This window comes from Enterobacter sp. CFEC122 (assembly GCF_052983755.1).
Genome location: NZ_JBRIQR010000001.1, coordinates 44,880 through 69,687, shown reverse-complemented (window position 1 = coordinate 69,687; position 24,808 = coordinate 44,880). Strand labels below are relative to the sequence as shown.

24 protein-coding genes and 1 riboswitch are annotated in these 24,808 nt (G+C 59.8%); of the genes, 8 read left to right on the top strand and 16 right to left on the bottom strand.

Features of this window, described 5'->3' with window-relative positions:
* Positions 1–5 precede the first annotated feature (5 nt).
* The 3 genes from ACVCAM_RS00350 to ACVCAM_RS00340 are packed head-to-tail and all read left to right on the top strand — an operon-like array spanning position 6 to position 2,964.
* The gene (locus ACVCAM_RS00350) at positions 6–767 is read left to right on the top strand and encodes an endonuclease/exonuclease/phosphatase family protein (protein WP_008501148.1); all 762 of its coding nucleotides are present in this window, start codon (positions 6–8) and stop codon (positions 765–767) included.
* Positions 764–2,002: a cardiolipin synthase ClsB gene (gene clsB / locus ACVCAM_RS00345; protein ID WP_023343620.1), complete on the top strand. Its 1,239-nt coding sequence runs from the start codon at positions 764–766 to the stop codon at positions 2,000–2,002. The genes ACVCAM_RS00350 and clsB overlap by 4 nt, the downstream gene beginning before the upstream one ends.
* Positions 2,002–2,964 carry a lysylphosphatidylglycerol synthase domain-containing protein gene (locus tag ACVCAM_RS00340; RefSeq protein WP_008501146.1) on the top strand — a complete coding sequence of 321 codons (963 nt, stop codon included), beginning with the start codon at positions 2,002–2,004 and terminating at the stop codon, positions 2,962–2,964. The genes clsB and ACVCAM_RS00340 overlap by 1 nt, the downstream gene beginning before the upstream one ends.
* Before the next feature lie 89 nt (positions 2,965–3,053).
* On the opposite strand, the gene ACVCAM_RS00335 is transcribed toward ACVCAM_RS00340, so the two are convergent.
* The 6 genes from ACVCAM_RS00335 to moaA form a co-directional block, all read right to left on the bottom strand.
* On the bottom strand, positions 3,054–3,761 hold the full coding sequence (locus ACVCAM_RS00335) for a Bax inhibitor-1/YccA family protein (protein WP_008501145.1): 708 nt from the start codon (positions 3,759–3,761) through the stop codon (positions 3,054–3,056).
* Positions 3,762–3,825: 64 nt separating this feature from the next.
* Positions 3,826–4,278 (bottom strand): molybdopterin synthase catalytic subunit MoaE, encoded by a 453-nt coding sequence (gene moaE, locus ACVCAM_RS00330; protein ID WP_025912864.1) that lies wholly within the window; start codon positions 4,276–4,278, stop codon positions 3,826–3,828.
* Position 4,279: 1 nt separating this feature from the next.
* Positions 4,280–4,525, bottom strand: a complete 246-nt coding sequence (gene moaD, locus ACVCAM_RS00325; RefSeq protein ID WP_048222134.1) for a molybdopterin synthase sulfur carrier subunit — start codon at positions 4,523–4,525, stop codon at positions 4,280–4,282.
* Entirely contained in the window at positions 4,518–5,003 is a 486-nt protein-coding gene (moaC, locus tag ACVCAM_RS00320; RefSeq protein WP_008501142.1) for a cyclic pyranopterin monophosphate synthase MoaC, read from the bottom strand. The genes moaD and moaC overlap by 8 nt, the downstream gene beginning before the upstream one ends.
* A gap of 3 nt (positions 5,004–5,006) precedes the next feature.
* A complete protein-coding gene (moaB, locus tag ACVCAM_RS00315) occupies positions 5,007–5,519 on the bottom strand; it encodes a molybdenum cofactor biosynthesis protein B (protein ID WP_023292963.1) in 513 nt (170 codons plus the stop codon).
* Between the two features lie 24 nt (positions 5,520–5,543).
* On the bottom strand, positions 5,544–6,533 hold the full coding sequence (gene moaA, locus ACVCAM_RS00310; RefSeq protein ID WP_008501140.1) for a GTP 3',8-cyclase MoaA: 990 nt from the start codon (positions 6,531–6,533) through the stop codon (positions 5,544–5,546).
* A riboswitch (molybdenum cofactor riboswitch) is annotated at positions 6,521–6,655 on the bottom strand. It overlaps the preceding gene by 13 nt.
* A gap of 225 nt (positions 6,656–6,880) precedes the next feature.
* Here moaA and yvcK point away from each other — a divergent pair.
* Entirely contained in the window at positions 6,881–7,789 is a 909-nt protein-coding gene (gene yvcK, locus ACVCAM_RS00305) for a uridine diphosphate-N-acetylglucosamine-binding protein YvcK (protein ID WP_021240993.1), read from the top strand.
* An 89-nt stretch (positions 7,790–7,878) separates the two neighbouring features.
* On the opposite strand, the gene uvrB is transcribed toward yvcK, so the two are convergent.
* Positions 7,879–9,894: an excinuclease ABC subunit UvrB gene (gene uvrB, locus ACVCAM_RS00300; protein WP_008501138.1), complete on the bottom strand. Its 2,016-nt coding sequence runs from the start codon at positions 9,892–9,894 to the stop codon at positions 7,879–7,881.
* 751 nt (positions 9,895–10,645) lie between these two features.
* Here uvrB and ACVCAM_RS00295 point away from each other — a divergent pair.
* Entirely contained in the window at positions 10,646–11,368 is a 723-nt protein-coding gene (locus tag ACVCAM_RS00295) for an ABC transporter ATP-binding protein (protein WP_044596955.1), read from the top strand.
* Here the strand turns inward: ACVCAM_RS00295 and bioD are convergent.
* From bioD to bioB, 4 genes are read right to left on the bottom strand one after another with little or no spacing between them, the layout of a single operon-like run.
* On the bottom strand, positions 11,331–12,032 hold the full coding sequence (bioD, locus tag ACVCAM_RS00290; protein WP_126305876.1) for a dethiobiotin synthase: 702 nt from the start codon (positions 12,030–12,032) through the stop codon (positions 11,331–11,333). The two genes, ACVCAM_RS00295 and bioD, sit on opposite strands and share 38 nt — an antisense overlap.
* Positions 12,025–12,780, bottom strand: a complete 756-nt coding sequence (gene bioC / locus ACVCAM_RS00285) for a malonyl-ACP O-methyltransferase BioC (RefSeq protein ID WP_045336678.1) — start codon at positions 12,778–12,780, stop codon at positions 12,025–12,027. Before bioC ends, bioD begins: the two co-directional genes overlap by 8 nt.
* A complete protein-coding gene (gene bioF / locus ACVCAM_RS00280) occupies positions 12,764–13,921 on the bottom strand; it encodes an 8-amino-7-oxononanoate synthase (protein WP_126349088.1) in 1,158 nt (385 codons plus the stop codon). Before bioF ends, bioC begins: the two co-directional genes overlap by 17 nt.
* Entirely contained in the window at positions 13,918–14,958 is a 1,041-nt protein-coding gene (gene bioB / locus ACVCAM_RS00275) for a biotin synthase BioB (RefSeq protein ID WP_008501133.1), read from the bottom strand. Before bioB ends, bioF begins: the two co-directional genes overlap by 4 nt.
* Before the next feature lie 86 nt (positions 14,959–15,044).
* Here bioB and bioA point away from each other — a divergent pair, with 86 nt between their 5' ends.
* Positions 15,045–16,334 carry an adenosylmethionine--8-amino-7-oxononanoate transaminase gene (bioA, locus tag ACVCAM_RS00270; RefSeq protein WP_376744024.1) on the top strand — a complete coding sequence of 430 codons (1,290 nt, stop codon included), beginning with the start codon at positions 15,045–15,047 and terminating at the stop codon, positions 16,332–16,334.
* A gap of 48 nt (positions 16,335–16,382) precedes the next feature.
* A complete protein-coding gene (locus tag ACVCAM_RS00265; RefSeq protein ID WP_126349086.1) occupies positions 16,383–16,859 on the top strand; it encodes a kinase inhibitor in 477 nt (158 codons plus the stop codon).
* A gap of 85 nt (positions 16,860–16,944) precedes the next feature.
* Here the strand turns inward: ACVCAM_RS00265 and hutH are convergent, their stop codons facing one another.
* From hutH to hutI, 5 genes are all read right to left on the bottom strand, one after another.
* Positions 16,945–18,465, bottom strand: coding sequence for a histidine ammonia-lyase (gene hutH / locus ACVCAM_RS00260; RefSeq protein WP_126349085.1), 1,521 nt, complete (start codon positions 18,463–18,465; stop codon positions 16,945–16,947).
* Positions 18,462–20,150: a urocanate hydratase gene (gene hutU / locus ACVCAM_RS00255; RefSeq protein WP_045405901.1), complete on the bottom strand. Its 1,689-nt coding sequence runs from the start codon at positions 20,148–20,150 to the stop codon at positions 18,462–18,464. Before hutU ends, hutH begins: the two co-directional genes overlap by 4 nt.
* Before the next feature lie 126 nt (positions 20,151–20,276).
* Positions 20,277–21,011 carry a histidine utilization repressor gene (locus ACVCAM_RS00250; RefSeq protein WP_023326935.1) on the bottom strand — a complete coding sequence of 245 codons (735 nt, stop codon included), beginning with the start codon at positions 21,009–21,011 and terminating at the stop codon, positions 20,277–20,279.
* A 19-nt stretch (positions 21,012–21,030) separates the two neighbouring features.
* Positions 21,031–21,969, bottom strand: coding sequence for a formimidoylglutamase (hutG, locus tag ACVCAM_RS00245; RefSeq protein WP_407223183.1), 939 nt, complete (start codon positions 21,967–21,969; stop codon positions 21,031–21,033).
* Positions 21,966–23,189: an imidazolonepropionase gene (gene hutI / locus ACVCAM_RS00240; RefSeq protein ID WP_407223182.1), complete on the bottom strand. Its 1,224-nt coding sequence runs from the start codon at positions 23,187–23,189 to the stop codon at positions 21,966–21,968. Before hutI ends, hutG begins: the two co-directional genes overlap by 4 nt.
* Before the next feature lie 223 nt (positions 23,190–23,412).
* On the opposite strand from hutI, the gene ACVCAM_RS00235 reads away from it, so the two are divergent.
* Positions 23,413–24,696, top strand: coding sequence for a putative acyl-CoA thioester hydrolase (locus tag ACVCAM_RS00235; protein WP_407223181.1), 1,284 nt, complete (start codon positions 23,413–23,415; stop codon positions 24,694–24,696).
* Positions 24,697–24,808: the final 112 nt, after the last annotated feature.

Sequence of the window (24,808 nt, the reverse complement as noted above, 5' to 3'; positions counted from 1 at the left end):
AGCTTATGACGAAAAAAATGCAGCATTTCTCGCTTAAAGTGCTGACGATAAACATTCATAAGGGCTTCACAGCATTTAACCGCCGCTTCATTTTACCGGAGCTGCGCGACGCGGTGCGCACCGTCAGCGCGGATATTGTCTGCCTGCAGGAGGTGATGGGCGCACACGAAGTACATCCGCTTCACTTTGAGAACTGGCCCGACACGCCGCACTATGAATTTCTGGCCGATACCATGTGGAGCGATTACGCCTACGGCCGCAACGCGGTCTATCCTGAAGGTCATCACGGCAACGCGGTGCTGTCGCGTTATCCCATTGAACATTATGAAAACCGCGACGTTTCCGTCGGGGAGAGCGAAAAACGCGGCCTGCTCTACTGCCGCATTACCCCGCCCGACCTTGAGCTGCCCATCCACGTCGGCTGCGTTCATCTGGGACTGCGCGAAGCCCATCGTCAGGCGCAGCTGAAAATGCTGGCCGAATGGGCCAACGCGCTGCCTGACGGTGAACCTGTTGTCGTGGCAGGCGATTTCAACGACTGGCGCCAGCGGGCAAACCATCCGTTGAAGGTGGATGCCGGGCTGGAGGAGATCTTCACCCGGGCGAACGGCAGGCCTGCGCGCACGTTCCCGGTCCGTTTCCCGCTGCTGCGGCTTGACCGCATCTACGTTAAAAATGCCCACGCCAGCAGCCCGACCGCCCTGGCGCTTCTCAACTGGCGGCATCTTTCCGACCATGCCCCGCTCAGCGCGGAGATCCACTTATGAAATGTTCCTGGCAGGAAGGCAATCGGATCACGCTGCTGGTCAACGGGGACGAGTATTACCCGGCCGTGTTTAAGGCAATTGATAACGCCCAGCAGAAGGTGATCCTCGAAACCTTTATCTGGTTCGAAGACAACGTCGGCAAGCAGCTGCACAGCGTGCTCCTGCGCGCCGCACAGCGCGGCGTCAAAATTGAAGTACTGCTGGATGGCTACGGCTCGCCGGACCTCAGCGATGCGTTCGTCAATGAACTGACCGCCGCAGGCGTGGTATTCCGCTACTACGATCCCGGCCCTCGCCTGTTCGGCATGCGGACCAATCTTTTCCGCCGAATGCACCGCAAAATTGTGGTGGTGGATGAGACGGTAGCGTTTGTCGGCGGCATTAACTACTCGGCGGAACATATGTCCGACTACGGCCCGGAAGCAAAGCAGGATTACGCCATTCGCATTGAAGGCCCGGTAGTGCAGGATATCTTGCTGTTTGAGCTGGAGAACCTGCCGGGGAAAGAGGCCGTACGCCGCTGGTGGCGACGCCGCCATCGCCCGGAAGAGAACCGGAAGCCCGGCGAAGCGCAGGCGCTTTTCGTCTGGCGCGACAACGGCGAGCACCGGGACGACATTGAACGTCACTATCTCAAGATGCTGGCCAACGCCAAGCGCGAAGTGATCATCGCTAACGCCTACTTTTTCCCGGGCTATCGCCTGCTGCATGCCATGCGAAATGCTGCAAGACGCGGCGTGCGCGTGAAGCTGATTGTCCAGGGCGAGCCGGATATGCCGATCGTCAAAGTCGGGGCGCGGCTGCTGTATAACTATCTGGTGAAGGGCGGCGTACAGATCTACGAATACCGCCGCCGACCGCTGCACGGCAAAGTCGCGCTGATGGACGATCACTGGGCCACCGTGGGCTCCAGTAACCTCGATCCGCTGAGCCTGTCGCTGAATCTTGAAGCCAACCTGATCATACACGACCGCCAGTTTAACCAGACCCTGCGGGATAACCTGCAGGCGTTGATCGTTAACGACTGCGTGCGCGTGGATGAGTCTATGGTTCCCAAACGCACCTGGTGGAACCTGGGCATCAGCGTGGTGGTGTTCCACTTCCTGCGGCATTTCCCGGCGATGGTCGGCTGGCTGCCGGCGCATACGCCGAAGCTGGCGCAGGTGGACCCGCCGGTACAACCCGAAATGGAAACCCAGGACCGCATAGAAGCGGAAGACGGAGGCAAACCCTGATGTCAAAATCGCATCCACGCTGGCGTCTGGCAAAAAAGATCCTCACCTGGGTATTCTTTATTGCCGTCGCGGTGCTGCTGGTGGTCTACGCGCAGAAAGTGGACTGGGAAGAGGTGTGGAAGGTCATCCGCAACTATAACCGGATGGTGCTGCTGGGCGCGACGGGGCTGGTTATCGTGAGCTACCTGATGTACGGCTGCTATGATCTGCTGGGTCGGGCCTACTGCGGCCACAAGCTGGCCAAACGTCAGGTGATGCTGGTGTCGTTTATCTGCTACGCCTTTAACCTGACGCTGAGCACCTGGGTCGGGGGGATTGGCATGCGCTATCGCCTCTACTCGCGGCTCGGCCTGCCGGGCGGGACCATCACGCGTATTTTTTCCCTGAGCATTACCACCAACTGGCTGGGCTATATTCTGCTCGGCGGGGTGATCTTCACCATCGGCGTGGTGCAGCTGCCCGCTCACTGGTATATCGACGAGGCCACGCTGCGCATTCTGGGCATCGTGCTGCTGCTGATTATCGCCGTTTATCTCTGGGCCTGCGCGTTTGCAAAGCGCCGCCATATGACCATCAAAGGGCAAAAGCTGGTCCTGCCCTCGTGGAAGTTTGCGGTACTGCAGATGGCGGTCTCCAGCGCCAACTGGATGGCGATGGGGGCGATTATCTGGCTGCTGATTGGTGAGGACGTGAATTACTTCTTCGTGCTGGGCGTGCTGCTGGTGAGCAGCATTGCCGGGGTGATTGTGCACATTCCGGCGGGGATCGGCGTGCTGGAGGCGGTATTTATTGCCCTGCTGGCCGGAGAGCATGTTTCTCAGGGAACGATTATCGCCGCCCTGCTGGCGTACCGCATGCTGTATTACTTCCTGCCGCTGGCGCTGGCGACGGTCTGTTATCTGGTGCTGGAGAGCCGGGCGAAGAAGCTGCGGGCGAAGAATGAGAGGATGCTAGCGAAGTGAATAAGTCGGGTGGCGGCTTCGCCTTACCCGACCTACGGTTCGCGCTTTGCAGGCCGGGTAAGGCGAAGCCGCCACCCGGCAAAGCAACCTTAGCGACGGTTGCCTAAAATCCGCAGCAGCATCAGGAACAGGTTGATGAAGTCCAGATAGAGCGTCAGCGCGCCCAGAATCGAGTATTTGCGCAGGTTTGAACTGTCGCGCACGTCGATCTGCTCGCCGATGTTTTTCAGCTTCTGCGTGTCATAAGCCGTCAACCCGACGAAGAGCACCACCCCGATATAGGTCACGGCCCACATCAGCGCGTCGCTCTTGAGCCACAGGTTCACCAGCGACGCCAGCACAATCCCGATCAGCCCCATAAACAGCATGCTGCCGAAACCGCTCAGATCGCGCTTCGTGGTGTAGCCGTACAGGCTCATCGCACCAAACATCCCGCCGGTGACCACGAAGGTGCTGGCGATGGAGGAGTAGGTGTAAACGATGAAAATACTGGAAAGCGTCAGCCCCGTTAGCGCCGAATAGAGCATAAACAGGGTCGTTGCCATGCCGGCACTTAGCTTGTGCACCAGACCCGAAAGCACAAACACCAGCGCCAGCTGCGCAATAATCAGCCCAAAGAAGGTGATTTTGCTGGAGAAGATAAACATCATCAGCTCCGGCGTATTCGCCGCATACCACGCGATAAACGCGGTAAGCAGCAGGCCAACCGTCATCCAGCCGTACACCTGCGCCATATACGTCTGCAGGCCGCTACGGGTCTGCTGCACTATTGAATCGGAACGCGGAAATCGGTCCATGATTCACTCCTGATTAAGATTAAGTAAACACACACGTTAAGAGTAACACATCCACGTAAACCGACTACCAACGGCTGGCGGCCTGTTTATCGCTGTCGCGAGATTCTACCCAGCGATCGCCTTCCGGCGTGGCTTCGCGCTTCCAGAACGGCGCTCTGGTTTTGAGGTAATCCATAATGAACTCCCCTGCCGCAAACGCGCTGCCGCGGTGCGCGCTGGTCACCCCGACAAAGACAATCTCCTCGCCGGGCCACATCTCGCCGATACGGTGAATCACCGTGACGCGTCCGAGCGGCCAGCGGCCTCGCGCCTCGTCCACTATCTCCGCCAGCGATTTCTCGGTCATGCCGGGATAGTGCTCCAGCGTCAGCGCCTTCACGCTGTCACCGAGGTTGTGATTGCGCACTTTGCCGGTAAAGGTCACGACCGCACCGTCTTCGTCGCGTTCCGCCAGCCAGCTGTATTCTGTCCCTACGTTAAAGCGCTCAGGGCCAACCAGAATGCGGGTTTCACTCATATTAGCCCCCTGTGACCGGCGGGAAGAAGGCCACTTCATCCCCGGCCTTCAGCGGATGGGTAAGCTCCACCAGCGTCTGGTTAACGGCGGCCAGCAGCTTCCCTTCATCGAGCGCCAGCGCCCAGCGGTCGCCCTGTGCCGCCAGATGCGCGCGCAGGGCCGCAACGTTTTCAAAAGAGGCATCCAGCGTCAGGCTGTCGGTATTCACCAGCTCGCGCACCTGCGCAAAAAAGAGCACCTTAATCATGGCTGTCCACCTTAAAATCACCGGATTTGCCGCCGCTTTTTGCCAGCAGGCGAACCGGGCCAATCACCATGTCTTTCTGCACCGCTTTGCACATGTCATAGATGGTCAGCGCGGCCACGGACGCTGCCGTCAGCGCCTCCATCTCCACGCCGGTTTTGCCGGTTAAGCGGCACAGCGATTCAATGCGCACGCGATTGTGCTCCGGCTGCGCCTGCAGGTTTACCTCCACCTTGCTCAGCATCAGCGGATGGCACAGCGGAATTAAGTCCCAGGTGCGCTTGGCGGCCTGAATACCCGCGATGCGCGCAGTGGCAAAGACGTCGCCCTTATGGTGGCTGCCGTCGATAATCATCGCCAGCGTTTCCGGCAGCATGGTGACGAACGCTTCGGCGCGCGCTTCGCGCACCGTTTCCGCTTTGGCGGAGACGTCCACCATATGCGCTTCGCCAGCGGCGTTAATGTGGGTCAGTTGTGACATAGCTTATTTCTTTAAATGGGGATGGAAATTACACGGACGGGTACGGGCATCCAACTGCGGGGCGATGATGTTTTCCCACGCGGTGCGGCAGGCTTTGGTCGAGCCCGGCATGGCGAAAATCAGGGTGTTGTTCGCCACCCCGGCAACGGCGCGCGACTGCAGCGTGGAGGTGCCAATCTCTTCAAAGGAGAGCATGCGGAACACCTCGCCGAAGCCTTCCACCTCGCGGTCGAACAGCGGGATCAGCGCTTCGGGGGCCTGATCGCCCGCGGTAAAGCCGGTGCCGCCGGTGATCAGCACCACCTGCACCTCATCGCTGGCGATCCACTGAGAGACCTGCGCGCGAATGGCGTAGCGGTTCTCCTTCACGATCGCTTTATCGACGATGTGATGTCCCGCGTCATGGGCCGCCTCGCGCAGCCAGTGGCCGGAGGTATCATCCTCTTCGCCACGGCGATCGGAAACGGTAAGGATAGCAATGCGTGTCGGGATAAATTCTGCGCTTACCTGACTCATCTTCTGATTCCTTCTTAAGCCTGATTACCCGCCGATGTAAGACAGGTTCTGAGTAATGCCGGTATTGCCCTGATGCAGGAAGTGGGTCTGTTTTTTATGCGTCAGCGCTTCAGAAATGCGCGCTTCAAGCGCCTCCTGCTGGGCATCGTCTGCCAGCAGATCGCGCAGGTCTACGCCGCCGTCCCCGAACAGGCACAGGTGCAGCTTGCCGACGGAAGAGACGCGCAGGCGGTTGCAGCTGGCGCAGAAGTCTTTCTCGTAAGGCATGATAAGCCCAATTTCGCCTTCGTAATCAGGATGGCAGAAGACCTGCGCCGGGCCGTCGCTGCGCTGGCGGATCTGGTGGATCCAGCCGCGTTTCAGCAGCGCGTCGCGCAGGACCATGCCGGAGATGTGATGACGGCGGAACAGCTCGCTGCCCTCGCCGGTTTCCATCAGCTCAATAAAGCGCAGCTGAATGGGGCGGGATTTGATCCAGGCGAGGAAGGTGTCCAGCTGATGGTGGTTGACGTCGCGCATCAGCACCGTATTGACTTTGACCTTCTCGAACCCGGCGCTGAACGCCGCGTCGATGCCGTCCATCACCTGGCGGAATTTATCCTGGCCGGTAATGGCGTGAAACTGGCGGGCGTCGAGACTGTCCACGCTGACGTTAATGGCGGTTAAGCCCGCATCGCGCCAGGTGGCCACGTCGCGCGCCATGCGGTAACCGTTGGTGGTCACGGCAATCTGGCGAATGCGGTCGTTTTCACGCACGGCAGCAATGATGTCCGGGAAATCACGGCGCAGAGAGGGTTCACCGCCGGTCAGACGCACTTTTTCGGTGCCGAGCTCAGAGAAGGCGCGCGTAACGCGGCGCACTTCATCCACGGAGAGAAAGCCGTTATTGGTGACGCTGCCCGGTTTGTAGCCGTCGGGCAGGCAGTAGGTGCAACGGAAGTTGCACACATCGGTAATCGACAGACGTAAGTAATAAAACTTACGCGCGAAAGCATCAGTAAGTTGTGAAGCCATGTACACCTTTCCAGATACGGGAGGCACAGTCATTTCTTTCTGTACCCTGGTGGCAAATTCGCCACGGCCAGAGCGCCATATCTTTCGACACAGGCACAAGGGCTAGAGTGTATGTTTTCAGTGTTGAAAACGTGGTTAAGGCGATAGTAGCGCGGAAAGTCTGACAGCGCCATTATCGCTTTTCGCTATATAATTACGTATATAGCGAATCAATCCTGCATTTTCGCTACAGAATACCTAAAAATTGCACTTTCACATTGATATACGTCATTTTGCTTCGGGTGAGGCATCGTCTTTTAGGGGTAGTTAGGTTACTGTTACGCGATCGAACGTGATAAGGAATACGTATGCGCAATCGCACTTTTGCGGATCTTGACCGAGTGGTCGCTCTTGGCGGAGGCCACGGCCTGGGCCGCGTTATGTCCTCTTTGTCGTCACTCGGCTCAAGGCTGACAGGGATAGTGACCACCACCGATAACGGCGGCTCAACCGGGCGGATCAGACGTGCCGAAGGCGGCATTGCCTGGGGCGATATGCGCAACTGCCTGAACCAGTTAATTACCGAGCCGAGCGTCGCATCGGCGATGTTTGAGTACCGTTTTGGCGGCAATGGCGAACTTTCCGGGCATAACCTCGGAAATCTGATGTTAAAGGCGCTGGATCACCTGAGCGTAAGGCCTCTTGAAGCCATCAATCTGATCCGTAACCTGCTCAAAGTGGACGCATTTCTGATCCCGATGTCTGAACAACCGGTCGATTTGATGGCCATCGACGCCGAAGGGCATGAAGTGTACGGCGAGGTGAATATTGACCAGCTTCTGCTGCCGCCCAAAGAGCTGATGACTTACCCGAGCGTGCCGGCGACGCGTGAAGCCGTAGAAGCAATTGGCGATGCGGATTTAATTCTGATCGGTCCGGGCAGCTTTTACACCAGCCTGATGCCGATCCTGCTGGTGAAAGAGCTGGCGCAGGCGCTGCGCCGCACCCCGGCGCCGATGGTCTACATCGGCAATTTAGGGCGTGAGCTGAGCCCGGCAGCCGCAAGCCTGTCGCTGGCGGATAAACTCAGTTTGATGGAGCACTACGTCGGTAAAAAGATCATTGACGGCGTGGTGGTGGGGCCAAAGGTGGATGTATCCGGTATCGGCGATCGTCTGGTGGTGCAGGAGCCGCTGGAGGCCTCAGACATCAAGTACCGTCACGACCGCCACCTGCTGCGCGAGGCGCTGGAGAAAGCGATTCAGGCGTTGGGTTAACAAAAACCCCGGTGGCGCTGCGCTTACCGGGGCGACAAAAGACGCTAAACCTGTAGGCCCGGTAAGCGCAGCGCCACCGGGCAAAAAACTCACGATGCCGCGATAAACAGATCCCGCAGCTGATGAAGCTGGTCGCGGATCTGCGCCGCCTCTTCGAACTCCAGGTTCTGCGCGTGCTGCATCATCTGCCCTTCCAGCTCGTGGATCTTCTGCTGCAGCGCCTTCGGCGTCAGCACGACGGTATCTTCTTCCACCACTGAACGCGCCTTGCCGCGGCCTTTCGCTTTGGTTTTGGCAATGTTCTGGCCCAGCGCCAGAATATCCACCACCTTCTTGTTCAGCCCCTGCGGGGTAATGCCGTGCTCTTCGTTGTAGCGCTGCTGCTTCTCGCGGCGGCGCTCCGTCTCACCGATCGCTTTCGCCATCGACGGGGTAATTTTGTCACCGTACAGAATCGCTTTACCGTTGACGTTACGCGCGGCGCGGCCAATGGTCTGAATCAGCGAACGCTCGGAACGCAGGAAGCCCTCTTTATCCGCGTCCAGAATCGCCACCAGGGAGACTTCCGGCATATCCAGACCTTCCCGCAGCAGGTTAATCCCTACCAGCACGTCAAACTCGCCCAGACGCAGGTCGCGGATAATCTCCATGCGCTCCACGGTATCGATATCCGAGTGCAGATAACGCACCTTCTCGCCGTGCTCTTCGAGATACTCGGTCAGGTCTTCCGCCATACGCTTGGTGAGCGTGGTCACCAGCACGCGCTCGTTAATGGCGGAACGGGCGCGGATCTCAGAGAGCAGGTCGTCTACCTGCGTCGCCACCGGACGCACCTCGATAATCGGGTCCAGCAGCCCGGTCGGACGCACTACCTGGTCAACCACCTCATCGCCCGATTTTTCCAGCTCGTAGTTGCCCGGCGTGGCAGAGACGTAGATGGTTTGCGGCGCCAGCGCCTCAAACTCTTCAAACTTCATCGGACGGTTATCCAGCGCTGACGGCAGGCGGAATCCGTACTCCACCAGCGTCTCTTTACGCGCCCGGTCGCCGCGGTACATTCCGCCGATCTGCGGGATCGTGACGTGGGATTCGTCGATCACCAGCAAACCGTCTGCTGGCAGGTAATCAAACAGCGTCGGCGGCGGCTCGCCCGGCCCGCGCCCGGAGAGGAAGCGGGAGTAGTTTTCGATGCCGGAGCAGTAGCCCAGCTCGTTCATCATCTCCAGGTCGAACTGAGTACGCTGGCTGAGGCGCTGCTCTTCCAGCAGCTTATTGTTCGCCAGCAGCACTTTGCGGCGCTCGGCCAGCTCCACTTTGATCTCTTCCATCGCCTGCACGATACGCTCGCGCGGCGTCACGTAGTGCGTTTTCGGGTAGATGGTGAAGCGCTGGATCACTGACTCAACGTGTCCGGTCAGCGGGTCGAAGAGCGACAGGCGTTCGACCTCCTCGTCAAATAGCTCAACGCGCAGCGCCATATCGTCCGATTCCGCCGGGAAGATGTCGATCACTTCGCCGCGCACGCGGAACGTACCACGCTGGAAGGCCTGGTCGTTGCGGGTGTACTGCAGCTCCGCCAGACGACGCAAAATCGCGCGCTGGTCGATGATCATCCCCTGCGTCAGGTGCAGCATCATCTTGAGATAGAGATCCGGGTCGCCCAGGCCGTAAATCGCCGAAACAGAGGCCACCACAACCACATCGCGACGCTCCAGCAGCGCCTTAGTGGCCGACAGTCGCATCTGCTCAATGTGTTCGTTCACCGACGCATCTTTCTCGATGAAGGTATCAGAGCTCGGCACATAGGCTTCTGGCTGGTAGTAATCGTAGTAGGAGACGAAATACTCAACGGCGTTTTCCGGGAAGAACTCTTTCATCTCGCCGTAAAGCTGCGCCGCCAGGGTTTTGTTGGGCGCCAGCACCATCGTAGGGCGCTGGAGATCCGCAATCACGTTGGCAATGGTAAAGGTTTTACCCGAGCCGGTAACCCCGAGCAGCGTCTGGTGCGCCAGCCCATCTTCCAGCCCCTCTTCCAGACGACGGATCGCTTCAGGCTGATCGCCAGACGGACGGAAAGCAGAATTCAATTTGAACGGTTTACTCATGGGCGACAACCTGATGACGTTATAAGCGGCAGGTGAATAATTTTACTCCTTGTTGCCAGGAATGCCAGTAAAAAACACTGGATGAAAAACCAGTAGCATGTCAGGATATTTAGCATAGCGCCTGAATGATTAGCGCGATAGCGGCCAAAATTTGGACAGTGGCAACATAAAACACCAGTCAGGTCAGGTTATCCCCAGAACTTTTTCTTTTTTAACATTTGTCAAGCCAGGTAATGATAGTTTTATGGCAACGGGTGACACTTTCATGACGGGAATTGATTTTATCTAACCAATTAAAAAATAAACGATATTTTCTAAAGCCGCGTTTCGCGTCAATTTGGGCGTAAGCCGCGTCTTCTCTCGCTTATCGCGTGTTTTCTAACTCTAATGCACATGGTTATCCACAGGAATAGTGGATAACTGCTTCCAGCCCATACAGACTGGCGCTCTGCAAATTCCCGGATTTTCCCACGAGGCGGCAGCAAAAAATTTTTATAGCTCTTTTTTGCTGATTAACAGTCGCGTCATTCATAACCAACTGACGAGATCTTGCTCACATTTCCATCATTTCTGGCTCTGCACCACAACTCACCACCGTCGGCACCGTCGATGTGCAATCCCCCTTTTTATCCCCCGCGCTTCTGTGACTTATTCCTAAAAAAGACGCTTTTTTAATCACTTTCCGCTTTATGGCAGGGGTTTTGCAGTTTAACAACGAGCCACACCTACACACATTTTTAAGGAGAGAAAGATGTTGAGCCTGCGTGCAGTGAATCAGTTTTACGGAAGTCAACATACGCTATGGAATGTGGATTTAGATTTTCCGCAAGGGATGTGTACAGGCGTCGTTGGCCTGCCGGGGATGGGGAAAACCACCCTCATGAACTGCATCGCCGGGAAAGTGCCCGTCGAAAGCGGCAGCATCATCTGGTATGAGGCGGGCGCGCCGCCGCGCGATTTGCTCAATCCGCCACCAGAACAGCGTTCCGGGCCGGGGATAGGCTATGTCTCGCAGGACAGGCGGATCTTCTCCCAGCTCACGATTGAGGAGAACCTGCATATCGCCATGCGGGCGACGGGAAAACCGAACCCAGAGGCGAAAAATGACGTTTACGACCTGTTCCCGGCGCTCTATGCTTTGCGACGAACCCGCGCCAACACGCTCTCTCCGGACGACCAGTATCAGCTGGCGCTGGCTAATGCGCTGGTGAACCGCCCTCACCTGCTGATCCTGGATGAACCGCTGCACGGCGCGGGGCACAGCGTTGCCCAGAAGCTGGTGCAGCTGCTGGGGCGCTTAAACCGGGAGTTAGGGATGACGGTGCTGTTAGCGGAGCAGCAGCTGTCGTTTATCCGCCGGGTGGCGGACCGTTTCTGTCTGCTCTATCGCGGGCGTAACGTGGCGCAGGGCCACGTTACCGAACTGGATGATGAGCTTATCGCTCACTGGATGTCGCGGGAAGCAAAACGCTGAGATCGAGATAACGTCCGATTTCGGCATTTTCCGCGCCGTCAGCCAGCCAGGGGATCTCCCCGAGGCACGGCGCGGGAAGGACGCGCCTGAGCGTCGCCAGATACGCCTGATGGCGTTTACCCGGCGCAACCACGTCGTTGGCTATCCAGCCCGCAAGACGCAGCCCTGCCTGCTGTACGGCCTGCGCGGTCAACATGGCGTGATTGATGCAGCCCAGCTTGACGCCGACGACAAGAATGACCGGAAGCTGCTCGGCCTGCACCCAGTCAGCAAACGTCTGCGTGTCTGAAAGCGGCGTAAACCAGCCGCCAGCCCCTTCCACCAGCACCCAGTCGGCCTGGCTTTCCAGCGTCCGCAGTCCGGCGGAAAGCACGGTGAAATCAATCGGACGGCCTTCATCGGCGCTGATAATGTGCGGTGAGGTCGGCTCGGCAAAGGTGTACGGATTCACTGCAGAATAGGCGAGTTCACGCGTGCTGTTACGCTGGAGCGCCAGCGCGTCGGTGTTGCGTAACCCTTCCGCCGTCATCTCGCTGCCGGACGCCACGGGCTTATACCCGGCGGTGTTTTTCCCGAGCAGCCGTGCCGCCTGCAGCAATGCCGTGCTGGCAACCGTTTTGCCCACTTCTGTGTCCGTGCCGGTGACAAAATAACGTTCAGTCACGTTCGATAACCCCATGAAAAAGTTGATAGGAGAGCGGGAAATGCCCCCGCTGCTGCGGCCAGGCCAGCTCAAGGCGCTGCAGCTGCCCCCGGGTAAGCGGTTTTTTCTCGCGTCCGGTATGCAGGTGCGTGGCGCCGATGCCCTTCAGCGAACGCATGGCGCTGAACGCATCGCTAAAATTGAGCGTGATGGTCTGCACCGTGCTGCGATAGCGCCAGCCTGCCAGCGCCTGCGTCACCTGCTCATGCGATAAAAACCGGTTAGCGTGCGGCTGTTCATCCACCGCTTTCCAGGCCTGATTCAGCTCCGGCAGCGAACTTTCCAGCAGGGTGGTAAAGGCCACCTTCCCGCCCGGCCGCGCCACGCGATAAAGCTCGCGCAGGGCCTGCGGCAGGCTGCTGCACCACTGAACCGCCAGATGGCTCCAGACCAGATCGAACTGCGCGTCCGCCAGCGGGATCGCCTCGATATCGGCCAGCAGATAACGATCTGCCGCCTGCCGCTGGCGTGCCTCTTCCAGCATCCGGGCTGAGAGATCGATAGCCGTCACCTGGCTTCCCGCCCCGCGCCAGTAGCGGCTGTTGCTGCCGGGACCACAGCCGGCGTCCAGCACCTGTGGAAAACCGTTCTCGCCAAGGGCGGCCAGAAGCCCCTGCGCGCTCAGACGCTGCAGCTCATCATGCTGCGAATAGCTCTGCGCGGCGCGGCCAAATGCGGCCGCGATGGCCTGCTTATTCACCGGCATCATGGAGCGCCTCCAGCAACGTCTCAATATCCTGTGCTTCATGCGCCGCCGTCAGGGTTAAGCGCAGCCGCGCCGTGCCCGGTGGGACGGTGGGCGGGCGGATGGCCGTGACCCACATGCCCCGCTGGCGCAGCGCCTGTGCCAGTGCCAGCGCGCGGCCGTTTTCACCGACAATCACCGGCTGAATAGCGCTCTGCGAATCGGGACTGTGGAAAGGCAGCGCCGCGAGTCCCTGACGGAAGCGGGAGATATGCTCTGCCAGCCGCTGGCGACGCTCCTCCCCTTCTGCGCTGCGGATGACAGCCAGCGACGCCGACAGCGCTACGGCCTGCGCCGGAGGCATGCTGGTGCTGTAAATCAGGTGGCGGGCAAACTGCAGCAGATAGTCGGCGACGGATTCGCTGCACAGCACGGCGGCGCCGCTGACGCCAAAGCCTTTGCCGAAGGTGACAATCAGCAGCTCCGGCTTCACGTTTTGCTGGTATGCGCTCCCGCGCCCTTCGTCGCCCATCACGCCAGTGCCGTGGGCATCGTCCACCAGCAGCCAGGCATGCTGCCGCTTTGCGGCCTCGTGCAGCGCGGCAAGCGGCGCGCTGTCGCCGTCCATGCTGAACACCCCTTCCGTGACCGCCAGCTGTTGTCCGTCGCAGGGTTTATCCAGCAGCGCAGCAAGCTGCCCCGCATCGTTATGGGCAAAACGCCGCAGCTGCGCCGGGCTTAAATTTGCCGCCTCCAGCAGGGAGGCGTGGCTCAGGCGGTCGGCGACAATGCGATCGTCCTTGCCCATCAGGGCCGTGATGACCGCCTGGTTGGCGGCAAACCCAGAGATAAACAGCAGCGCGCGCGGGTAGCCCAGCCAGTCGGCAAGCGCCTCTTCCAGCGCCTGATGCGCCGTGGTGTATCCGCTGACGTGTCCCGATCCGCCGCTGCCCACGCCAAACCGCTCCGCGCCCTGCTGCCAGGCGCGGATAATGGCCGGATGCTGGCTCAGCCCGAGATAGTCGTTGCTGGAGAAATTGCAGAACTGCTGGCCTTCACGGGTAAGAAAACGGCCCGCGCCGTTTTCCACCACCCTGCGAACGCGAAATGCCTCTGCCGCCCGACGCTCGTCAAGCGCAGAGTTGATACGTGCCTGCCAGGTCATACGGCTGCCGCGTTGTAGAACTGGTCGGTGTCGGCGTTAAAAATCTGCTGCTCCAGCTGCTGCTGTTGCTCGTTATCGCCCGTCAGCACCTCGGTCTGGTGCGGGTTCAGCCCCAGCTTGCGGAACAGCTGAACGTCTTTGTCCTCTTCCGGGTTCGGCGTGGTCAGCAGCTTGCAGCCGTAGAAGATGGAGTTGGCGCCGGCCATAAAGCACATCGCCTGGGTCTGCTCGTTCATCTGCTCGCGGCCCGCTGAGAGGCGAACGTAAGACGTTGGCATCATGATGCGCGCCACCGCGATGGTGCGGATAAAATCAAACGCATCCACGTCCTCGTTATCCGCCAGCGGCGTGCCCTTGACCTTCACCAGCATGTTGATCGGCACGCTTTCCGGCGGGGTCGGCAGGTTCGCCAGCTGCAGCAGCAGGCCCGCGCGGTCTTTCACCGTCTCGCCTAAGCCCACGATGCCGCCGGAGCAGACCTTGATCCCCGCGTCACGCACCTTATCCAGCGTATCCAGACGCTCCTGGTAGGTACGCGTGGTGATGATATTGCCGTAAAATTCCGGCGAGGTGTCGAGGTTGTGGTTGTAGTAATCCAGCCCCGCCGCCGAGAGGCGCTGCGCCTGCTCTTCGTTGAGCGTGCCGAGGGTCATGCAGGCTTCGAGGCCCATCTCCTTCACGCCCTTCACCATCTGCTCAAGATACGGCATGTCGCGATCGTGCGGGTTCTTCCACGCCGCGCCCATGCAGAAGCGGGTCGAGCCGGCGTTTTTCGCCTTGCGCGCGGAGTCGAGGACCTGCTCGACCTCCATCAGGCGCTCTGACTCCAGGCCGGTTTTGTAGCGCGCGCTCTGCGGGCAATATTTGCAGTCTTCGGGGCAGGCGCCGGTCTTGATCGACAGCAGCGTGCTGACCTGAACATGGCGGGGATCGAAGTGCTGACGATGCACCTGTTGGGCTTCGAACATCAGCTCAAGGAAAGGTTTGTTGAATAATTCAGTAACTTGCGACATCGTCCAGCGTGCGTGGTGAGCCATCGGGCTTCTCCAAAGGGTTTTGTTAATTTTCGGTTCGGTTTATACTCGTAAACCTAAAACTTTTCAAAATGGTTTACAAGTCGATTATGACCCAGGACGATCTCGCCTTCGACAAGCAGCATATCTGGCACCCTTACACCTCCACCACCCGCCCCCTTCCCGTCTATCCGGTGGCCTCCGCCCACGGCTGCGAGCTGCACCTCGCCAGCGGCGAACAGCTCGTTGACGGGATGTCCTCCTGGTGGGCGGCGATTCACGGGTATAACCACCCGCGCCTGAACGCGGCGATGAAGGCGCAGATTGACCAGATGTCGCACGTGATGTTTGGCGGGCTCACCCACCAGCCCGCGGTGGATTTATGCCGCCGTCTGGTGGCGATGACGCCTGACTCGCTGGAGTGCGTGTTCCTGGCGGATTCCGGCTCCGTGGCGGTGGAAGTGGCGATGAAAATGGCGCTGCAGTACTGGCATGCGAAGGGCGAAGCGCGCCAGCGTTTCCTCACCTTCCGCAACGGCTATCACGGGGATACCTTCGGAGCGATGTCGGTGTGCGATCCGGACAACTCCATGCACAGCCTGTGGAAGGGGTATCTGCCGGAAAACCTGTTCGCCCCGGCGCCGCAGAGCCGCTTCGACGGCGAGTGGAACGAGATGGACATGGTCGGCTTCGCCCGACTGATGGCGGCGCATCGTCATGAGATTGCCGCCGTCATTCTTGAACCGATCGTGCAGGGCGCGGGCGGGATGCGGATGTACCACCCGGAATGGCTGAAGCGTATTCGCAGGATGTGCGACCGCGAGGGCATTCTGCTGATTGCCGATGAGATCGCCACCGGCTTTGGCCGCACCGGCAAGCTGTTTGCCTGCGAACATGCGGGTATCGCCCCGGATATTCTATGCCTCGGCAAAGCGCTGACGGGCGGCACCATGACGCTCTCCGCCACGCTCACGACCCGCCAGGTGGCCGACACCATCAGCGACGGTGAAGCCGGCTGCTTTATGCACGGCCCGACGTTTATGGGTAACCCGCTGGCCTGCGCCGTGGCGAGTGAAAGCCTTGCGATTCTGGAGAGCGGCGAGTGGCAGACGCAGGTTGCGGCGATAGAAGCGCAGCTGAAATCGGAGCTGAGCGCCGCCTCGGGCGCGAATTTCGTGGCGGACGTGCGCGTGCTGGGCGCCATCGGGGTGATTGAAACCACCCATCCGGTGAATATGGCGGCGCTGCAGCGCTTCTTCGTGGACCAGGGCGTGTGGGTCCGGCCTTTCGGCAAGCTTATCTATCTGATGCCGCCGTACAGCATCACGCCAGAGCAGCTTCGAAAATTAACCGACGCGGTTGTAACAGCCGTTAACATTCCCGCGCATTTCACGATTTAACCCAATGCATTACACTTGCTGAACGAGCGATCAACGAGGGTAAACCGTATGAAAATCATCAGTAAAGATCTGCGCGACGGCGAAAAGCTGCCGGAACGGCACGTTTTCAACGGCATGGGGTATCAGGGCGATAACATCTCCCCGCACCTGGCGTGGGACGAGGTTCCGGCAGGCACCAAAAGCTTTGTCGTGACATGCTATGACCCGGATGCGCCAACCGGTTCCGGATGGTGGCACTGGATCGTGGCGAACCTGCCTGCCGACACGCGCGTGCTGCCGCAGGGTTCCGGTTCAGGCCTGGTTGCCCTGCCTGAAGGTGCCATTCAGACGCGTACTGACTTTGGTAAAGCGGGCTACGGCGGCGCGGCGCCACCAAAAGGTGAAACTCACCGCTATATCTTCACGGTGCACGCGCTGGATGTGGAGAAGATTGACGTCGATGAAGGCGCGAGCGGCGCGATGGTCGGGTTTAACGTGCATTTCCATTCCCTGGGGAGCGCGTCGATTACGGCGATGTATTCGTAAAAAAAGCCGGGTGGCGGCTACGCCTTACCCGGCCTGGATTTCGTACTCGTAGGCCCGGTAAGCGCAGCGCCACCGGGCAAAAAAATCACAGCACCGAAGGTAACAGCCCCACCAGCCGCCCCTCTTCCAGAAGCTGCATCGCCTTATCAATATCCGGGGCAAAGAAGCGGTCGTCGTCGTAATGCGATACGTGCTCGCGCAGCGCATGACGCGCCTGCTCCAGCAGCGGGCTGGATTTAAGCCCTTCACGCAGATCGATACCCTGACTTGCCGCCAGCCATTCCACCGCCAGCACGCCGCGGGTGTTGGAGGCCATTTCCCAGAGACGACGCCCGGCAGCCGGTGCCATCGAAACGTGATCTTCCTGATTGGCCGAGGTTGGCAGGCTGTCCACGCTGTGCGGGTGCGACAGCGCCTTGTTCTCGCTTGCCAGCGCTGCTGCGGTCACCTGGGCAATCATAAAGCCCGAGTTAACCCCGCCGTTACGCACCAGGAACGGTGGCAGCTGGGACATATGTTTATCCATCATCAGCGCGATGCGGCGCTCGGACAACGCGCCGACTTCGGCAATCGCCAGCGCGATATTATCCGCCGCCATTGCCACCGGCTCGGCGTGGAAGTTGCCCCCGGAGACCACCTCGTTTTCCTGGGCGAACACCAGCGGGTTATCGGAGACCGCGTTGGCCTCCACCAGCAGCACCGCCGCCGCCTGGCGCAGCTGCGTCAGGCACGCGCCCATCACCTGCGGCTGGCAGCGCAGGGAATACGGATCCTGCACCTTCTCACAGTTGTGGTGTGACTCCGCGATCTCGCTGGTGTCGGTAAGCACGTGACGGTACATCGCGGCGGCATCAATCTGTCCCCGCTGACCGCGCACCTCGTGGATGCGGGCATCGAACGGGCGACGCGAGCCCAGCACCGCTTCGGTGGTCAGCGCACCGCACACCACCGCCGAGGCAAACAGATCTTCCGCTTCAAACAGGCCGCGCAGCGCGAAGGCGGTCGATGCCTGAGTGCCGTTCAGCAACGCCAACCCCTCTTTCGCCGCCAGCGTGATCGGCGTTAAGCCGGCTTTTTTCAGCGCCTCTTTCGCAGGCAGCCACTCGCCCTGCCAGCGCGCTTTGCCTTCGCCCAGCAGCAGCAGCGACATGTGCGCCAGCGGCGCGAGATCGCCGGAGGCACCGACGGAGCCCTTCGCCGGGATCCACGGATAGACCTCCGCATTCACCAGCGCCATCAGCGCCTGAATCACGCTCAGGCGAATGCCGGAGAAACCGCGCGCCAGGCTGTTGATTTTGAGCACCATCATCAGACGGACAATCTCATCGTCAAGCGGCTGACCGACGCCCGCCGCGTGCGACAGCACCAGCGAACGCTGCAGGTTTTCCAGATCGTGCGTCGCGATGCGGGTCTGCGCCAGCAGCCCAAAGCCGGTATTAATCCCGTAAGCCGTGCGCCCTTCAGCAACGATGGCTTCAACGCAGGCGACGCTGTCGTTAATGGCGGCGTGGGCGCTTTCATCCAGCGACAGGGTGACCGGCTGACGCCAGACGTTACGCAGCTGCTTGAGCGTCAGTGAGCCGGGAGTGAGTGTTAACGCGTTCATTCATGCTTTCCTTGTGTGGCAGGGATCATCGGCAGGTTAAGTCCCTGCTCTTTGGCACAGTCAATGGCAATCTCGTAACCCGCATCCGCGTGACGCATCACGCCGGTGGCCGGGTCGTTGTGGAGCACGCGAGCGATACGCGCGGCGGCTTCATCGGTACCGTCGCAGACGATGACCATCCCGGAATGCTGGGAGAAGCCCATTCCCACGCCGCCGCCGTGGTGCAGCGACACCCAGGTCGCGCCGCTGGCGGTGTTGAGCAGGGCGTTCAGCAATGGCCAGTCGGAGACCGCGTCCGAGCCGTCGCGCATGGCTTCGGTTTCGCGGTTCGGGCTGGCGACGGAGCCGGAGTCCAGGTGGTCTCGGCCGATGACGATCGGCGCGGAAACTTCACCGTTGCGCACCATTTCGTTGAAGGCGAGGCCCAGTTTTTGACGCCACTCCAGCCCTACCCAGCAGATACGCGCCGGCAGGCCCTGGAAGTTAATGCGCTCGCGGGCCATGTCCAGCCAGTGGTGAAGATGCTCGTCATCCGCGACAATCTCCTTCACTTTGGCGTCGGTTTTGTAGATATCCTCCGGGTCACCGGACAGGGCAACCCAGCGGAACGGACCGATGCCGCGGCAGAACAGCGGGCGGATATAGGCCGGGACGAAGCCCGGGAAGTCGAAGGCGTTACTCACGCCCATCTCTTTCGCCATCTGGCGGATGTTGTTGCCGTAGTCAAAGGTCGGAATGCCCATCTGGCTGAAGGCCAGCATCGCGGAGACGTGTTCCGCCATGGCGCGTTTCGCGGCAAGCACCGTGCCTTCCGGATCGGTTTCCGCTTTTTGCTGGTAGGCTTCCCACGTCCAGCCTTTTGGCAGGTAGCCGTGCAGCGGGTCATGGGCGCTGGTCTGGTCGGTGACCAGATCCGGGCGCACGCCGCGGGCAACGAGTTCAGGAAGAATGTCCGCCGCGTTGCCGCACAGGGCAATCGACACCGCTTTGCCTTCGGATGTGTACTTTTTGATGCGCGCCAGCGCGTCATCGAGATTCTCGGCCTGTTCGTCGACGTAACGGGTACGCAGACGGAAATCAATGCGGCTCTGCTGGCACTCAATGTTCAGCGAGCACGCGCCGGCCAGCGTGGCGGCCAGCGGCTGCGCGCCGCCCATCCCGCCAAGACCGGCGGTCAATACCCAGCGGCCTTTCAGCGAGCCGTTGTAGTGCTGGCGACCGGCCTCCACGAAGGTTTCGTAGGTGCCCTGCACGATCCCCTGGCTGCCGATGTAGATCCAGCTCCCGGCGGTCATCTGGCCATACATCGCCAGCCCTTTCGCGTCGAGTTCGTTGAAGTGTTCCCAGGTGGCCCAGTGCGGTACGAGGTTAGAGTTGGCGATCAGCACGCGCGGGGCGTTTTTGTGGGTTTTAAACACGCCAACCGGCTTGCCGGACTGCACCAGCAGGGTTTCGTCGTTTTCGAGTTCGGTCAGTGCCTTAACAATGGCGTCATAGCATTCCCAGTTGCGCGCGGCGCGGCCAATGCCGCCGTAGACCACCAGCTCGTGGGGGTTTTCCGCCACCTCAGGATCAAGGTTGTTCATCAACATGCGCAGCGGGGCTTCGGTGAGCCAGCTTTTGGCAGTAAGGGTGGTGCCGCGCGCGGCGCGGACGTCCTGCTGGCGGTATTTACCTGACGACATTGTGTGCTCCTATACGGGACAGATGATGCATTTAGATATACTTGTATAGACAAGCACACACAAGGTCAGATTTAACAAAAAAGATACAATTTTGTTATATTGCGTTAGCGATCACGCTTATAAAACTTATGACATAAAGTGGCCCTGCAGCCGGTAACGGTTCCCCGGGAAAAGCAGCCGGGCATGTGACACGATGTGCGATGAGGACCAGGTTCGACGGCGGATCAGCAGGCACGGGTCGTGCTCTTTAATGCGCAGCCGTTCGCACTCCTGCGGCGTGGCGCGCACGGCCTCCACAATGTGCTCCCCTTCCGTCAGCGGTGCGACGAGCGAGAGATAGGCATGCGGCGTGGTCTGGGTGTAATCCTGGTTCAGATAGTCCGGTATCCGTTCGGCGTTCACGCAGCGATCTTCAATCTGCACCGGAACGTCGTTTTCGAAATGCACCATCACGGAGTGGAAGATGCGGCTGCCTTCTTTGACGTTCAGCTCTACCGCCTGCTCGGCGCTGGCCTGGGTCTCTTCGAGCACCAGCACCTCACAGCGGTGCTGATGATTACGCGCGGCAATCTCGTCCGCAATGCTGCGGATTTCAAACAGGGCGGACTGCCCTTTCGGCTCCGCCACAAACGTCCCGACGCCCTGCAGGCGTACCAGAAGCCCTTCGTCGGTCAGCTCGCGCAGCGCCCGGTTGATGGTCATCCGGCTAAAGCCAAACTGCGCCACCAGATCGGCCTCCGAGGGAATGCGGTCGTGCGGCCGCCAGACGCCGGTGGCGATTTTTTCGCTGATCGCCTGCTTCACCTTTTCGTAGAAAGGCGCGGGAGGGCTCGACGGCGGCAGGGGTGAGCGTGAAAACATCGTGACTCCTTGAATAGTGTTATGCCCACCAGTGAGCAATTTGCCAGGCCAGACGGGCGGCAAGCTTTGCGCCCTGCCCGTCCCGATCGAACTGCGGGTTAAACTCTACCAGATCGGCGGCCTGTAGCTTACCGCTACGGCAGATTTGTTCGATAACGGGGAGGAGATCCAGTGCCGGTATGCCTAACGCAGCCGGAGCGGAAACGGCAGGCATTTCGCTGGCGGGCAGGACGTCCAGATCGATTGTCAGGTAGACGCGATCGGCCTGGGCCAACACCTTTTCCAGCGCGGATAGCGCATCGCGCTTGAAATGGAGATCCTCCACCAGCGTGACGTTCAGGCGTTCAGCCTCATCCCACAGCGCCTGCGTGTTCGCCGCCCGGCTCACGCCAAAACAGGCGTACTGAAATGCCCGCCCGCGCTCATCGCAGTAGTGCGCCAGCTGGCGAAACGGCGTGCCGGACGTCGCCCGGTCGGCCTTGCGCAGATCGAGATGGGCATCCAGGTTGATAATGACCACCCGCTCGTTCGGGAAGGCGTCCAGCACGCCGCGACCGTGCGCCCACGCGGTTTCGTGTCCGCCGCCAAAGACCAGCGTGCGCATCCCGGACCGCTGGCAGGCTGTCACGGCATCGCTTAACGCCTGCTGTGCCGCTTCCAGCTCGTCACCTTCAACGTAAACCGACCCCATATCCGCCAGCCGCTCGTGTCCCAGATGGCTTGCCATATTTGCCAGCGCCTTACGCAGCACATCAGGCGCCTGCACGGCGCCGGGCCTGCCCTGATTACGTTTTACCCCTGCATCACATTCAAAGCCTATCAGCGCAATGCCGGGTGCCAGCGGCGTGAACGCTCCCTGCTGCCGTATCGTCTGGAAAATGCGCGTTGCGTTGCTGGCCTCGGCGCTGTCGTCGCGCCCCTGCCAGACCGTTTCGGCGACGGGCCGCCATAACCTCATACTGCCTCCCCACGGAAAATACGTTGATACAGCGGATTGCGTCCCGGCTCGTAGACCATCTCTACCGGATGATGCGCATCCCAGACGATAAAATCAGCGACAAACCCGGCTCGTAGCTGTCCGTGGGTTTCCCCGCGGCCCAGCGCCTGCGCGGCATGGCGCGTGACGCCAGCCCAGGCTTCCTCGGGCGTCAGGCCAAACTGGACGCAGGCCATGTTCATCGCCAGGTGCAGGCTGGCAAACGGGCTGGTGCCGGGGTTATAGTCGGTGGCGACCGCCATTGGCACGCCCTGTTTTCTGAGCTGTTCCACCGGCGGACGCTGGCGCTCCTGCAGAAAATAGAACGCGCCCGGCAACAGGACCGCAACCGTGCCGCTTTGCGCCATCGCCTGAACGCCTGCGTCGTCAAGATATTCGATATGATCGGCGGAGAGTCCTTTATACCGGCTGACCAGCGCCGCCCCGCCCTGATTCGACAGCTGCTCGACGTGCCCTTTCACCGGAATACCGAGCGCGGTCGCCGCCTTGAAGAGGCGCTCGGTTTGCGACGGGGTAAAGCCGACGTTTTCACAGAACACGTCGACCGCTTCAAACAACTCTTTTTGCCACAGCGTGGGCAATATCTGATCGCAGACCAGCGTGAGGTAGGCATCCGGATCCTGTCGGTATTCCGGCGGAACGGCATGGGCCGCCAGCAGCGTTGGGCTGATATCGATCGGATTATTGAGGCCCAGCTGGCGTGCGACCTGCAGCATTTTCTCTTCGGCATCGGCGTTGAGGCCGTATCCCGATTTTATTTCAACCGTGGTGACGCCTTCATTTATCAGACGCTGAAGCCGCTGCTGTGCCAGATTAAGCAGGGTTTCGGGTGAACTGCTGCGCGTCGCCGTCACGGTCGCGTTAATCCCGCCCCCCTGGGCGCTGATGGTTTGATAAGAGACACCGTTCAGACGCTGCTCCCACTCCGCCGCGCGATCGCCGCCAAACACCAGGTGGGTATGGCAGTCAATCAGGCCCGGGGTGACCAGACGACCCTGAAGATCGACACAGTGAGTGTGTCCGGCCGGAATGTCAGATTCAGGGATCACGGCCAGGATAGTTTGACCCCGTATAACCAGGGCGTGTTGATCTTTCAGTCCATAGGGCGCACGGACGTCCGGCGCCATCGTAGCCAGTCGCGCATTTCGCCATATCACATCGTCAGGATGAATCTGCTGCATGGGCTTTCACTTGTCATGGGTTGTATAGACATTTATTTTCATCTGTTGTCTGCTGTCAACCGACTTTGCGGAAAATGTTATTTATTTGTGATCACTTACCCGCCGCTCCAGGGCTAAAAATGCAACTTTTACCCTTTTTATCTTCCCGTTTCGCTCAACTTAGTATAAAAAAGCAGGCTATTTCGTCTATCCCGTAAAGACTTGCATACCCAGGAGCTTCACCTTGAACATTTCCAGGATTTCCCGTCTGGCGTTAGCGCTCGCCTTTGGCGTGACCTTATCCGCATGCAGTTCAACCCCACCGGATCAGCGCCCTTCTGAGCAGGTCGCGCCCGGTACCGCCTCCCGCCCGATTTTGTCCGCTGATGAAGCGAAGAACTTCGACCGTGCGCACTACTTCTCGTCGATGGATCCTAACGCTGCGCCGTGGACCCCGTCTTCGATTAACCTGCCGAAACAGCCTGACTTCGTGGTTGGCCCGGCAGGTGCGCAGGGCGTAACGCATACCTCTATTCAGGCTGCGGTAGATGCTGCCATCACGAAACACAGCGCGTCTCGCCAGTACATCGCGATCCTGCCAGGCGAATATGAAGGCACCGTGTATGTTCCGGCGGCACCGGGCAGCATTACGCTTTACGGTCTGGGCGAAAAAGCAATCGACGTAAAAATTGGCCTGGCGATTGATTCTGAAATCGACGGCAACACCTGGCGTCACCTGGTGAACCCGGCCGGTAAATATATGCCGGGCAAACCGGCGTGGTACATGTTTGATAACTGCCAGAGCAAGCGTTCCGCCACGGTTGGCGTGATGTGCTCTGCGGTGTTCTGGTCCCAGAATAACGGTCTGCAGCTGCAGAACCTGACCATTCAGAATACCCTGGGCGACAGCGTTGACGCCGGTAACCACCAGGCCGTCGCGCTGCGCAGCGATGGCGATAAGGTGCAGATTAACAACGTCAACATTCTGGGTCGTCAGAACACCTTCTTCGTGACCAACAGCGGCGTGCAGAACACCCTGCAGAATAACCGTCTGACCCGTACGCTGGTAACCAACAGCTACGTTGAAGGTGACGTGGATCTGGTCTCCGGCCGCGGCGCGGTGGTATTTGATAACACCGATTTCCGCGTGGTGAACTCACGTACCCAGCAGGAAGGTTACGTGTTTGCTCCGGCAACCCCGTCAAACCTCTTCTTCGGCTTCCTGGCCGTGAACAGCCGCTTTAACGCTGCCGGTGACGGCGTGGCGCAGCTGGGACGCTCCCTGGACGTGGACGCGGCGACCAACGGTCAGGTGGTGATCCGCGACAGCGTGATCAACGAAGGCTTCAACATGGCGAAGCCGTGGGCGGATGCGGCGATCTCTAAACGTCCGTTCTCCGGCAATACCGGTGCGGTGGACGATAAAGGGAACGTGCAGCGCAACCTGAACGACGCTAACTTCAACCGTATGTGGGAGTACAACAACCGCGGTCTGGGTAGCAAAGTGGTTGCTGAGCCGAAGCAGTAAGCTCTCCTTTTGCCGGGTGGCGGCTTTGCCTTACCCGGCCTACAGGTTATGTAAGCCCGGTAAACGCACTGCCACCGGGCATAAAAAAACCTCGCATTCGCGAGGTTTTTTG